Annotated in this window: 12 protein-coding genes; 7 read left to right on the plus strand and 5 right to left on the minus strand. The window is 68.3% G+C overall.

The window, feature by feature from the left end; all coding sequences use genetic code 11:
- Positions 1-2 precede the first annotated feature (2 nt).
- Together ACFWUR_RS20525 and ACFWUR_RS20530 are read left to right on the plus strand one after the other, a co-directional pair.
- A complete protein-coding gene (locus tag ACFWUR_RS20525) occupies positions 3-410 on the plus strand; it encodes a RidA family protein (protein WP_378908852.1) in 408 nt (135 codons plus the stop codon).
- A 105-nt stretch (positions 411-515) separates the two neighbouring features.
- Entirely contained in the window at positions 516-683 is a 168-nt protein-coding gene (locus tag ACFWUR_RS20530; protein WP_378908853.1) for a hypothetical protein, read from the plus strand.
- Between the two features lie 3 nt (positions 684-686).
- Here ACFWUR_RS20530 and ppc read toward each other — a convergent pair whose 3' ends face one another.
- The 3 genes from ppc to ACFWUR_RS20545 all read right to left on the minus strand — a co-directional run bounded on the left by ppc (position 687) and on the right by ACFWUR_RS20545 (position 5,218).
- Positions 687-3,458, minus strand: a complete 2,772-nt coding sequence (gene ppc, locus ACFWUR_RS20535) for a phosphoenolpyruvate carboxylase (RefSeq protein ID WP_378908854.1) — start codon at positions 3,456-3,458, stop codon at positions 687-689.
- A gap of 79 nt (positions 3,459-3,537) precedes the next feature.
- Positions 3,538-4,074: a sugar O-acetyltransferase gene (locus tag ACFWUR_RS20540; protein WP_378909023.1), complete on the minus strand. Its 537-nt coding sequence runs from the start codon at positions 4,072-4,074 to the stop codon at positions 3,538-3,540.
- 76 nt (positions 4,075-4,150) lie between these two features.
- On the minus strand, positions 4,151-5,218 hold the full coding sequence (locus ACFWUR_RS20545; protein ID WP_378908856.1) for an ABC transporter substrate-binding protein: 1,068 nt from the start codon (positions 5,216-5,218) through the stop codon (positions 4,151-4,153).
- Between the two features lie 82 nt (positions 5,219-5,300).
- Between ACFWUR_RS20545 and ACFWUR_RS20550 the strand changes: the two genes are divergently transcribed.
- The 5 genes from ACFWUR_RS20550 to ACFWUR_RS20570 all read left to right on the plus strand — a co-directional run bounded on the left by ACFWUR_RS20550 (position 5,301) and on the right by ACFWUR_RS20570 (position 10,337).
- Entirely contained in the window at positions 5,301-6,332 is a 1,032-nt protein-coding gene (locus ACFWUR_RS20550; RefSeq protein WP_378908857.1) for a FecCD family ABC transporter permease, read from the plus strand.
- On the plus strand, positions 6,329-7,411 hold the full coding sequence (locus tag ACFWUR_RS20555) for a FecCD family ABC transporter permease (RefSeq protein WP_378908859.1): 1,083 nt from the start codon (positions 6,329-6,331) through the stop codon (positions 7,409-7,411). The genes ACFWUR_RS20550 and ACFWUR_RS20555 overlap by 4 nt, the downstream gene beginning before the upstream one ends.
- Positions 7,411-8,217: an ABC transporter ATP-binding protein gene (locus ACFWUR_RS20560; protein ID WP_378908860.1), complete on the plus strand. Its 807-nt coding sequence runs from the start codon at positions 7,411-7,413 to the stop codon at positions 8,215-8,217. Before ACFWUR_RS20555 ends, ACFWUR_RS20560 begins: the two co-directional genes overlap by 1 nt.
- Positions 8,218-8,233: 16 nt before the next feature.
- The gene (locus ACFWUR_RS20565; protein WP_378908861.1) at positions 8,234-8,875 is read left to right on the plus strand and encodes a TetR/AcrR family transcriptional regulator; all 642 of its coding nucleotides are present in this window, start codon (positions 8,234-8,236) and stop codon (positions 8,873-8,875) included.
- A gap of 79 nt (positions 8,876-8,954) precedes the next feature.
- The gene (locus ACFWUR_RS20570; protein ID WP_378908863.1) at positions 8,955-10,337 is read left to right on the plus strand and encodes a lipase family protein; all 1,383 of its coding nucleotides are present in this window, start codon (positions 8,955-8,957) and stop codon (positions 10,335-10,337) included.
- A 59-nt stretch (positions 10,338-10,396) separates the two neighbouring features.
- Here the strand turns inward: ACFWUR_RS20570 and ACFWUR_RS20575 are convergent, their stop codons facing one another.
- A complete protein-coding gene (locus tag ACFWUR_RS20575; RefSeq protein ID WP_378908864.1) occupies positions 10,397-11,422 on the minus strand; it encodes a hypothetical protein in 1,026 nt (341 codons plus the stop codon).
- Between the two features lie 46 nt (positions 11,423-11,468).
- Positions 11,469-11,969: a PspA/IM30 family protein gene (locus ACFWUR_RS20580; protein WP_378908865.1), complete on the minus strand. Its 501-nt coding sequence runs from the start codon at positions 11,967-11,969 to the stop codon at positions 11,469-11,471.
- Positions 11,970-11,972 lie beyond the last annotated feature (3 nt).

Raw genomic sequence — 11,972 nt, forward strand, 5'->3', positions numbered from 1 at the left:
CCATGTCCGACAAGACCGCCGTGCGCACCTCCGATGCCCCGGCTCCGGCCCACACCTTCTCCCAGGGCGTGCGCAAGGGCCCGTTCGTCCAGGTGTCCGGTCAGGGCCCGGTGGATCCCGAGACCAACGAGTATCTGCACCAGGGCGATGTGGCCGCCCAGACCACCCGCACCCTGATGAACGTCAAGGCGATCGTCGACGCCTCCGGCGCCACCTTCGACGATGTGATGATGCTGCGGGTCTACCTCACCAAGCGCGAGGACTTCGCGATCATGAACGAGGCGTACGGCGAATTCGTCCAGAAACACACGACCAACGGTGTACTGCCCTCGCGCACCACCGTTTTCACCGGCCTGCCGCGCGCGGAGATGCTGGTAGAGATCGACGCGATCGCTGTCGTATCCGACTGAGCGACCGCGATTCCCACCATGTCGTGGACGCCGCCGACGCTTCGTGTTGAGATGGGGACGCCTCCGCACGGGGGTGTTCAGCCCGTTCTACCCGAGGATCAGCCTATGTTCACCACGTTCGCCCGCCCGCTCGCCGTTGCCGCCCTCGCCCTGTCCGTGACCGGAATCGGTGCCGGAACCGCCGCGGCGGCCCCCGCGCAGCCGGTGGTCGGCTCGGTGTCGATCTGCACCGGCATTCCGGTCGGACCGTTCACCGTCAGCGTCTGCCTCTGAGCGCTACCCCGAGTTGCGCAGGGCGGTGGCCAGGCCGTTCATGGTGAGCAGGATGCCCCGCTTCACCAGTTCGGAATCGTCACCGCCGCGCAGCCGGGCCAGCAGGTCTACCTGGAGCTGGTTCAAGGGCTCCAGGTAGGGGAACCGGTTGTGGATCGACTCGGCCAGTGACGGGTTGTCGCTGAGCAGTTCGGTGTGGCCGGTGACCGCGAGGTACATGCCGATGGTGCGGGCGTGTTCGTCGGCGATCATGGCGAAGATCTTCGCGCGCAGCGTTTCGTCGGTGACCAGCTCGGCGTAGCGGGCGGCGATGTCGAGGTCGCTCTTTGCCATCACCTGGGCCAGGTTCGACAGCACGGTGTTGAAGAACGGCCATCGCTGGTAGAGATCGGTCAGGCGCGCGAGGCGGGCCGGGTCGTCGCCGACCCAGTCCTGCAGCGCGGTGCCGGTGCCGTACCAGCCGGGCAGCATGACCCTGGCCTGGCTCCAGGCCATCACCCAGGGGATGGCGCGCAGGTCCGAGACCGAATTGGTGGGTTTGCGCGAGGCCGGGCGGCTGCCGATATTGAGGTCGCCGACCTCGGCGACCGGGGTGGATTCGCGGAAGTATTCGACGAAGCCAGGCGTGTCGTGCACCAGGTTCGCGTACGCCGCACGAGCACGGGCGGCGAGATCGTCGAGGAGTTCGTAGGCGGGTTCGGCGTCGTCGCCGAGGCCCTCCACATCCAGCAGCGTCGATTCGAGCGTGCCCGCGATGAGCGATTCCAGGTTGCGGTGTGCCGCACCGGATTCGGAATACTTCGCGGCGATCACCTCGCCCTGTTCGGTCAGTCGCAGTGAACCACGTACCGCGCCCGCGGGCTGGGCCAGGATGGCGTCGTAGCTGCGGCCGCCGCCGCGCCCGACGGTGCCGCCGCGTCCGTGGAACAGCCGCAACCGGATGCCCGATTTCCCGGCCACCTCGACCAGGTCCAATTCGGCCCGGTAGAGCGCCCAGTTCGCGGCCAGGTATCCACCGTCCTTGTTGGAATCGGAATAGCCGAGCATCACCTCTTGCCGCATGCCGGCCGCCTCGACCAACTCGCGATAGACCGCAACCTCCAGTACCGCGGCCAGGGTCGAGGCGCCCGCGCTCAGGTCCTCGATGGTTTCGAACAGCGGAACGATGCCGACCGAACAGCTCGGCGCGGCATCGGCGGTGCCCGGATCGAGGATGCCCGCCTCCTTCAACAGCAGGGCCGCTTCGAGCATGTCGCTGACCGAGGTGCACATGCTGATGATGTAGTTCGGGACGGCGGCGGCGCCGAAGGTATGGATGACCTCCTCGGCGGCGCGCAGTACGCCGAGTTCCTTGGTCGCGAGCTCGCTCAGTGCCGCGTTGGGGCCGAGAAGTGGACGGCGAGTACGCAACTCGGTGGCGAGCAACTCCACGCGCTCGGCTTCGGACAGGCTCTGATAGTCGGGATGCACACCGGCCCAGGCCAGCAGTTCGGTGACCACCTGTTCGTGTACCTCGGAGTTCTGGCGCATGTCGAGGCCCTGCAGGTGGAAGCCGAAGGTCTCGATCGCATGGCGCAGGGCCGCGAGGCGGTCATCGGCGAGCAGTCCGTCACCGCTGGCGCGCAGGGATTCGTCGATCGCGTCGAGGTCGTCGAGGACGGACTGCGGCGCGGGATACGGGGTGGCACCGGCATCGAGGCCGTGCTCGGGCAGGTCACCGAGCGCCAGCACGGCGGTAGCGCTGAGGCGGGCCCGAATCGCGTGCAGCGCACGACGATACGGTTCGTCGGCGAACAGGCCGGGGTCGGGATACCCCGCGGCGGCGAGCTCCGCGACCGGCGCCGTCACCTGGACCAGGCGGGCCGATTGCGACAGCGACTTCTCGAGTTCGACCAGCTCGTCGAGGTAGCGGCCGAACGCGTAGGCGGCGGCCTGTTCGGCGGCGGTGTGCACGACGTCCGCGGTGACGAAGGGGTTTCCGTCGCGGTCCCCGCCGATCCACGAGCCGGGGCGCAGGATCGGGCGCGGCAGCAGATCCTGCTCGGGCCAGCGCGTGCGCAGAGCCGCGCGCACCTGCGCGTTGATCGCGGGAATCACGTCGTAGAGAGTGAGGTCGTAATAGCGCAGGCCGACGGAGATCTCGTCCTGGATCCGCAAGCGCGCCAACCGGATCAGGGCTGTACGCCACAGGGTGAGCACCTCGCGGCGGATCTGCAGTTCGGATTCGTCGAGGCCGGGCTCGCCGGGTTCGAGGCGGCGACGCAGGCGCATGAGCTCGGTGATCTTGGACTGCACGTCGAAGACGGTGCGCCTGCGGGTTTCGGTCGGGTGCGCCGTGATCACCGGGGACACGAGCGCGTCGCTGAGCAGCTCGGCCACTACCGAACCGTCGAGACCGGCCGCCTCGAGCTTGTCGTAGGTGGCGGCCAGCGAGGAATCCTGTGGTGGCTCGCCCGCCGCGACGTGGACGGCACGGCGGCGATCACGTTGGATGTCCTCGGCCAGGTTGGCCAGCAGCACAAAGTAGCTGAACGCCCGGATCAGCGGGATCGCGACCTCGGTGGGGGTGCCGTCGAGCATATCGGCGACGGCGCTGCGTTCGACCTCCTCGCGGCGCACCCGGAACGCCTCGATGCGGACGCGCTCGATCAGGTCGAACACCTCCGGACCTTCGTGGTCGCGGATGGTGTCGCCCAGGATGCCGCCGAGGAAGCGAATGTCCTCGCGCAGCGGCCGGGTGGCTTCGGGTTCCATCTCGATTCGCGATTCGCCCATAGTCAGACAGTATTGCCGCAGGCTCGCGGACGCGACCCGACGCCGCACCCGCCCCGCATGTCGCGCCCGCCGCGCGAACCTAGAGTTGCCTGATCACCCGTGCCGGATTACCCGCCGCGAACACCCGATCCGGCAGATCGCGCGTCACCACGCCGCCCGCGCCGACCACCACATCGTCGCCGATCGTCACGCCGGGGCACACGATCACCCCACCGCCGAACCACGCGTTGTTCCCGATCCGGATCGGGGCGGCGGATTCCCACCGCTGGCTGCGTTTTTCGTGATCTTCCATCGGATGCAGCGCGGTGAGCAACTGGCAGCGCGGCCCGATCGAACAGTCGTCCCCGATGATGATCGGCGCACAGTCGAGCAGAATCGCGTCGTAGTTGAGAAAGGTGTTCGCCCCGATCTCGATCAGGTACCCGTAGTCGCACTGGAACCGCGGCATGATCCAGGACCCCTCCCCCAGCGTGCCGAGGAGATCGTCGAGTAACTCGGTCCGCCGCCCGGTCGCGTCCGGGCCGGTGCGGTTGAACTCGTCGCACAGCCGTTGCGCCCGTTGTCGTTCGGCCACCAGTTCGGGATCGTTGTCCTTGTACAGCTCCCCGGCCAGCATCCGCTGCTTCTGTTCGCCCACCTCGCCGAGTGTAGGGGCGGGCGCACAGCGCACGCGGTGCGCTGTGCGCGCCCGGCTACCGTGCCGGATCCACCCCGAAGGTCTTGGCGATGTCGTCGAGCACCGCGTGCGCTCCGGTGAGGCCGACGGAGGTCAGCCACGTCAGGTCGTCGACCGGAGTGATCTTGCCGCGCAGCTGATTCCACAGCGGGTTGGCCTGCGCGGCGGCCTCGCGCTGGGCGGCGGCGTCCTCGCCGTTGCTGGTCAGGAAGACGTAGTCGGCGTCGGCGTCGAGCAGCCGCTCGGGGCTCAGTGCGATCGAGAAGTCGTTGGTCGGGTCGTCGGACTTGTCGAGCTGATTCAGCCCGGTGTCGGCGAAGATGTCGCCGACGAAGCTGACCGGCTGCATCAACCGGTCCTCCTTGGGCAGGAAGCGCAGCAGCGACACGGTGGGCGCGTTGCCGCCGTTGCCTGCCTTGATCGCCGCGCCGATCCTGGTGGCGCGATCCTGATACGCCGCGAGCTTGGTGCGGGCGAGGTTCTCCTTGTCGACCGCCTTGGCGAGCAACAGCAGATTTTCCTTCCAGGTGGCGCCGGTGGTCTGACTGAACACGACCGGCACGGTGCCCGCGCCGAGCTTGATGCCCTTGAACTGCTCGTACTGCTTCTCGTGACGCACCTTGGCCGACACGATCAGATCCGGTCGGGCTCCGGCCAGCTTCTCGATGTCGGGGGTCTGCAGATTACCGATGTTCACCGCTCGCGCGCCGCAGGTCTGGGCGGCCGCGCCGAGGAACGCGGGCAACTTCTCACCCATGGCCTGGTAGGTCGTGTAGGCGACCACCTCGGTGTTCAGCACCAGGGCGGCGTCGACGAACGTCTGATCGAGGGCCGCGACCCGGACCGGTCGGGTGGTGATGGTGGCCGGGTCGACCACCGTGCCGACATTCGTGCCCGCCTTGTCCTTGACCGCCCCGGCCTCGATGGTGCGCGGGTAGGCGCCGCCGTCGAGGTTGCTCGCGGTATCGCAATCGCTGCTCGCGGTGCCGGTGGCCGATCGGTCCTGGCCGCACGCGGACAGACCCAGGACGGCTGCGGCCACTACCGCGGCCGCGGCGAGCCGACGGCTCAGTGGGGTGTTCATCGACGTCTCCCGGTTGATTCGGAGTTCTACAGTGTTGCTAACCTAGCGAAGCCTTACCTAATTACCAACTAGAAGAGGGATAGTGACCGCATCGCCGCCCGGAGCCGTCTTCGCCGATACGCGGTCTCGCCGGTTGCTCCTCATCGCCGGACTGTTCGCCGCGGCGCTCGCGGCCGTCCTGCTCAGTTTGGCCGTCGGATCGAAATTCATCGCTCCCCTTGATGTTCTGGACGCGCTCGGCGGCACCACCGATACCGAGACCGGCGCCATCGTCAACGGCCTGCGCCTGCCTCGCACCCTGTTGGGGATCCTCGCCGGCCTCGCGCTCGGCGTCGCGGGCGCGGTGATCCAGGGCCACACCAGAAATCCACTGGCCGACCCGGCGCTGCTCGGGATCACCCAGGGCGCGGCTCTCGGCATCGTCATGGCGGTGATGATCGGTGGCATCTCGAGCCTGTTCGGCTATGTGTGGTTCGGCTTCGCCGGGGCGCTGATCGCCACCATCACCGTCTTCGTCATCGGCGCGACGGGCCGTGGCGGGCCCACCCCGGTGACCCTCGCCCTGGCCGGCGCCGCCGTCAGCTACCTGTTACAGGGACTGATCTCGGCGATCGTGCTGTTCGACACCGACGTCACCGACATCTACCGCTTCTGGAAAGCCGGTTCGCTGGTCGGGTCCGACCTCGACCTACTCGGCGAAGCCACACCGTTCGTCGTCGTCGGGATACTGCTCGCCCTGGCCAACACCTCCGCCCTCAACGCGCTGGGCCTCGGCGAGGACACCGCCCGCGGGCTCGGCCATCGTGTGTTTCTGGCTCGCGTGGTCGGCGTCGGCTCGATCGTGCTGCTGACCGGCGCTGTCGTGGCGATCGCCGGACCACTGGGCTTCGTCGGGCTCGTCGTTCCCCACCTGGCGCGCGGCATCACCGGGCCCGACTACCGCTGGCTGGTCCCCGTCGCCGGGCTGCTCGGCGTGGTCATGGTGCTCGTGGCCGACGTCGCGGGCCGGTTGGTCCTGGACCAAGGCGAACTTCCCGCGGGGATCATGCTCGCCTTCGTCGGCGTTCCGTTCTTCATCGTGCTGGTCCGCCGCCGCAAGTTGGTGAGCATATGAGCACCGTTCGGGCGCTCCGGCTGGGACCGGTGTCATGGCAACTGCGACTGCGCACGACCGCGGTGCTGCTGGTCGGACTCGCGATCCTCGGCGCCGCGAGTTGCGTGGCGCTCGCGTTGGGCACCTACACGATGCCCGACGGAGGCCCGGTCACCCCGTGGGACGTGCTCGCGGTGCTCGGCGGGAGCGGCGACGACGGCCTCGCCTATGTGGTGTGGGATCTGCGGCTGCCCCGGATTCTCACCGGTGCGCTGGTCGGTGCGGCGCTGGCGTTGTCCGGCGCGATCACCCAGGGCATCGCCCGCAACCCGCTGTCCAGTCCCGATATCCTCGGCGTCACCGCGGGTTCGAGCGTCGCCGCGGTCGCGGTGATCGCCCTGTCCGGCAGCCGCGGCCAGATCAGCGGCGTCGCCGCCGAGATCGGGGTGCCCCTCGCGTCGATGCTCGGTGGTTTACTCGCCGCGCTCGGTGTGTTCATCCTGGCCTGGCGCGGCGGCATCGAAGGCTATCGGCTCGTGCTCGTCGGCCTCGGTGCCGGTTCGCTGCTCTCCAGCGTGACCTTCTGGCTGCTCAGCGTCGGCGAAGTCGATGTCGCGACACGGGCGGTGACCTGGCTGACCGGCAGCCTCAACGGCAGCAGTTGGATCCAGGTGACACCGGTGGCGATCGCCCTGGCCGTCCTGGTGCCGGTGGTCCTGGCCGGCACCCACCTGCTCGGTGCGCTGCACTTCGGCGACGACACCGCCCGCTCACTCGGCGTGCGGCTCAACGCCGCCCGCCTGACGCTGCTGGTGCTGGCAGTGCTGTTGGCCGGGGTCGCCACCGCCTCGGCGGGCGCGATCATCTTCATCGCGCTCGCCGTGCCCCAGGTGGCGCTACGGCTCACCGGTTCGGCCCAACCACCGCTTCTGACCTCGGCGATGCTCGGCGCGGCCTTCACCGTCACCGCCGACCTCGTCGCCCGCACGCTGCTGCCAGCGGGCGAACTCCCCGTCGGTGTGGTCACCGCCGTGCTCGGCGCGCCCTATCTGATCTATTTGTTGATGCGGCGCAACCGTGCCGGGAAAGCGGGCGTGTGATGACCGTTCGGCTGCAGGCCGACGCGTTGACCCTCGGCTACGGTTCGACGACCGTCGTCGACGGCCTGAACCTGGACATCACCGGCGGCACCGTCACCGCGGTGATCGGGCCCAACGGATGCGGCAAATCCACGCTGCTGCGCGCGATGGCCCGACTGATGCGCCCCGCAGGCGGTCATGTCCACCTGGACGGCAAACGGATCGACCGCATGTCGACCAAGGAAGTGGCCCGCGTGCTGGGCATCCTGCCCCAATCACCGCTCGCTCCAGAGGGTCTCACCGTCGCCGATCTGGTCGCTCGCGGCAGGCACCCGCACCAGCGCTGGTACCGCCAGTGGTCCGACGACGACGAAGCCGCCATCACCGAGGCGTTGACCTGGACCGACATGGCCGAATTCGCCGATCGCCCCCTCGACGAACTGTCCGGCGGGCAGCGCCAACGCGCCTGGATCTCGATGGCGTTGGCCCAGAACACCGATCTGCTGCTGCTCGACGAACCCACCACCTTCCTCGACCTCGCCCATCAGATCGAGGTTCTCGACCTGGTCCGCCGCCTGCACGCCGAAGCGGGCCGGACGGTGGTGATGGTGCTGCACGACCTGAATCTCGCCGCGCGCTACGCGCATCGACTGGTCGCGATGCGCGCCGGGCGCGTGGTTGCCGCCGGTACGCCCGCCGAGGTCCTCACCGAGGACGTGGTGGCGCAGGTGTTCGGGTTACGCGCGAAGGTGATCGACGACCCGGTCACCGCAACCCCGCTGGTCGTCCCGATCGGACCCGTCGACACCGACGCGCCGAAAACCTGAACAGTAGGGTCATGGGGTGACCTCTGGGCGGACCCGACACAACTACACCGGCACCTCGGTCGCCGAACGACAGGTCGAGCGCCGGGCTCTGTTCATCGACGCGGGACTGACCGTGTTCGCGGAGAAGTCCTACGCCAACAGTTCGCTGACCGATGTGTGCGCGGTCGCGGGGTTGTCGCGTCGGCAGTTCTACGAACAGTTCGCCGGGCGTGAGGAACTGCTCGTCGCGGTGTACGACTCCGTGCAGGACAAGGCCGGGGCGGCGGTGGCCGCGGCGCTGGCGGCGGCGGAATCCGGCGATCTGCGCGCGCTCATCGACGCGGCGGTCCGGGCGTACACCACGGCGATCACCGACGACATCCGGTGTGCCAAAGTCGCTTTCGTCGACATCGTGGGGGTGAGCCCCGACATCGAGCAGTATCGGGCGCAGGTCAGGGATCGGTGGGGTGAGGTGGTCACCGCGATCGCGGCCGGACGCGACGGGGTACGGATGCCGCCCGGCGGCTGGCGGGTCCCGATGGCGGCGTTCATCGGTGCGGTGAACGGCGCCGTGCACCAGTGGAGCCTCGACGATCCGAGACCCCCCGTCGACGAGCTGGTCGATGTCTTCTCCACCATCCTGAACAGCCTGATTTCGGTGCCGTCCGTCGGCGATTGATTGCGATCTACACCACACACGTGTCATAGTCTCCGTCATTGAGACGCTGGTGTCTCAAAAAATGTGAGGACTGCGCACGATGAGATTTCCTACCGCTTCCCGGTGGTTGCCCCTGGCCGCCGCGGTCGTCGCGGCAGTATCGGTCATGGCGGCCTGCCCCGCGACCGCGCAACCGGCGCCCGCCGCGCCCGCCCCGGTGATTCCGCTGCCGCCGGAGCTGGATCCCGGCTTCTACCTCCCGGCCGCCGAGACGGTCGCGGCCACCGCGCCCGGCGAGATCATCGCCGCGCGGCAGGTCAACGTCGCCGATTTCGGCCTCTTGCCGATCGATGTCGACGCTTGGCAGGTGTCCTACCGCTCCAACAACAGTCGCGATGAGGCGATCCCGGCGGTAGCGACGCTCATCAAGCCGCGCGGACAGGCAGTGCAGCCGCGCAAACTGCTCTCGGTCCAGATGGCCGAGGATTCGACTGCGGGCTACTGCGCGCCTTCCTATGCGCTACAACATCTTTCGGTGGCAGCACTGGCAGGCCAGATCGTGGTGCCCGCCGAGTTCCTCTTCGCGCAGGCGGCGTTGGCACAGGGTTGGGCGGTGGTGGTGCCGGATCATCAGGGTCCGAACTCCGCGTACGCGGCCGGACCACTGGCAGGCCGGATCACCCTCGACGGCATTCGCGCGGCCACCAGCTTCGCTCCGCTCGAAGCGGGACCGACCGCACCGGTGGGGCTCTACGGCTATTCCGGCGGTTCGATCGCGACCGGCCACGCCGCCGAATTGCACGCATCCTACGCGCCGGAGCTCAACATCGTCGGCGTGGCCGAAGGTGGAGTGGGCGCGGACCTCTATGCGGCACTGCGGATGTCGAACAACCAGCTGACCTCCGGCCTGGTCTACGCCGCCGTCATCGGCCTCACCCGTGAGTACCCGGATTTCGCCGCCTACCTCGACCAGCGGCTCGATCCACTCGGCAAGGGCCTGACGGCCGTCAAATCGTCGCTGTGCGTGCAGTACCAGTCGATGCTGCTGCCGTTCCTGAACCTGGATGCCATGATCGCGTCCGGCGAGGGCCCGCTCGACCCACCGGTCGCCGCGATGCTCGCCGATACCAAGATGGGCAAGTCCGTCCCCGATATGCCGCTGTTCATCTGGCATTCCGCGTGGGACGAGATCCTGCCCCTCGCCGCCACCGATGCCCTGGTCGACACCTACTGCCGCGATCCGAACACGTCGCTGACCTACACCCGCGACCATGCCAGCGAACACATCGTCGCGGAAGTGGTCGGCGGCCCGGCCGCACTGATCTGGCTGCGTGACCGCCTCGACGGCATCCCGGCTCCGACCGGCTGCACCACCTCCGACGCGGGCACCATGGCCGCCACCCCCGGCGCCCTGGACTTCCTCGGCGACTCGCTCGCCGCGAAGTTCGCTTCCCTGTTCGGCATGCCTCTCGGTAGCCGCTGACCCCGGGCTCGGCGCACCTCGCGCCGACGGGGTCAGCGGGTCACCGCCCTACCGTGACGTTATTCGCCGCCGAGAATTCCCAGTACCCGCTCGGAGTAGAAGAACGGCTCGAGGCGTTCGCGGATCAGCTCGGCCAGCACGCCGTTACGCTTGGCCGACTCGATGACGGCCGGGCCGTAGCGCAGGATCTCGGTGCTGATGTCGTCGGCGTCGAGGCCGAGTTCGGGCAGTATCGCCGAGAGCGTGTGGTCGCTGTACCTGGCGTAGAACACCGCGACGCACTCGCGCACCAGTAGGCCGAAGTACTCCTTCTCCCGGGTCGTCACCGCGATCTCGTAGCAGATCTGGACCAGCTCGTTCAGGTCCTTCTGCGTGAGGTATTCACGCAGGCCCGCGACGGGTTCGTCGGCATGCAGGTCCCAGAATTCCATCGCCGCGGAGTGCACCGGCGCGTCCCGCAGCATGTCGCGGATCGCGTTGTTGGTGCGCTTGAGCGCGAACAATGCGCCCTTGCCCGCGAGATCGCCGACGAACGTGCTGTCCGCGGCGACCTTCTTGGCCCGGTTGGCCGCGGACTGCCCCAGCGACATCAGCGAGGAGACACCCGGGATCTTCTCGGCGCGTTCACGATTGGCCTGCACGAAGTCGCCGACCAGCTTGTCGACGAACCGCGAGGCGACGGTGGCGACGAGCGGGCTCTCGGTGAGCCGGTCCAGAATGCGCTCCTGCGCCTGGTGCATCCCGAAGATCTTCTCCAGCAGCGCCTCCACCGGCTCGCGGTCGACGACGTCGCCGAGGGTGTACTCGGTGTTGGATGCGATGTGGTCGTAGATGGCGTCGGAGAAGATGCCGACGGTGTCGGCGATCACGGGACTACCGCCGATGCGGTCGAACACCGTGGCCACCGTCTGTTCGCCCTGTTCCAGGGAGACCACGTCACCGAATCGAATCGTCTCCCCCACGGCGAGCACGGCGGCCACGTCGCGGGCGATCACCTCGGCGAACCGTTCTCCGGTCACCTCATCGAGCAGGAACTCCACCTGCGCGTCGAGCAGTCGGTCGGCGATCTGGCGCGCCTGCGTCATTTCTGTGTCCACCCATCACGGTCGTTGCTGAAGGGAGGACGCGTGGCTACTTGTCGCCGGAATCGTTGCTCTGCACCGATTTCCGGATCTGATCCAGGCGCGCACGCGCGGCTTTTTCCCGCGCCTCCCACTGTTCGTCGACGTTGCGACCCGCGGGAGTCTGCCGGTCGAGCTCGTCCATTCCCTGCGCGGTGCCGAAACGCTGCTCGACCTTATCCCGAACCGAGTCGAATGTCGGCACGCCGGAAGTGGAGTATCCGCCGGTGGCGGTGGGTGCACCGGGCGCCGGTAGCCCAGACGGTACCGGCGGTACCGGCATCGTGCCCCCGACCTGCCCGGATGCGACGGGCACCACATCGGCGTCGACGACGTCGGTGTCCAGAGTCACAGGCGATCCGGTTTCGGCATGACCGATTTCGGCTTGGGCCAGCGCGGCGGCGACCGCGCCGAGCCCGGGGCGTCCGGCGACCGCGGCGCGCAGCACCGACACCAGCTCGCCGTCGGGCAGCGCAGCCATGCGGCCGAGGAGTTCGCTCGTTTCGCTCATACC

The organism is Nocardia sp. NPDC058633 (assembly GCF_042717045.1).
GTDB lineage: Bacteria > Actinomycetota > Actinomycetes > Mycobacteriales > Mycobacteriaceae > Nocardia.

Coding starts and splice junctions, on each gene's coding strand:
- ACFWUR_RS20525 (WP_378908852.1), top strand. CDS start 3: ATGTCCGACAAGACCGCCGTGCGCACCTCCGATGCCCCGGCTCCGGCC.
- ACFWUR_RS20530 (WP_378908853.1), top strand. CDS start 516: ATGTTCACCACGTTCGCCCGCCCGCTCGCCGTTGCCGCCCTCGCCCTG.
- ppc (WP_378908854.1), bottom strand. CDS start 3,458: ATGGGCGAATCGCGAATCGAGATGGAACCCGAAGCCACCCGGCCGCTG.
- ACFWUR_RS20540 (WP_378909023.1), bottom strand. CDS start 4,074: ATGCTGGCCGGGGAGCTGTACAAGGACAACGATCCCGAACTGGTGGCC.
- ACFWUR_RS20545 (WP_378908856.1), bottom strand. CDS start 5,218: ATGAACACCCCACTGAGCCGTCGGCTCGCCGCGGCCGCGGTAGTGGCC.
- ACFWUR_RS20555 (WP_378908859.1), top strand. CDS start 6,329: ATGAGCACCGTTCGGGCGCTCCGGCTGGGACCGGTGTCATGGCAACTG.
- ACFWUR_RS20560 (WP_378908860.1), top strand. CDS start 7,411: ATGACCGTTCGGCTGCAGGCCGACGCGTTGACCCTCGGCTACGGTTCG.
- ACFWUR_RS20570 (WP_378908863.1), top strand. CDS start 8,955: ATGAGATTTCCTACCGCTTCCCGGTGGTTGCCCCTGGCCGCCGCGGTC.
- ACFWUR_RS20575 (WP_378908864.1), bottom strand. CDS start 11,422: ATGACGCAGGCGCGCCAGATCGCCGACCGACTGCTCGACGCGCAGGTG.
- ACFWUR_RS20580 (WP_378908865.1), bottom strand. CDS start 11,969: ATGAGCGAAACGAGCGAACTCCTCGGCCGCATGGCTGCGCTGCCCGAC.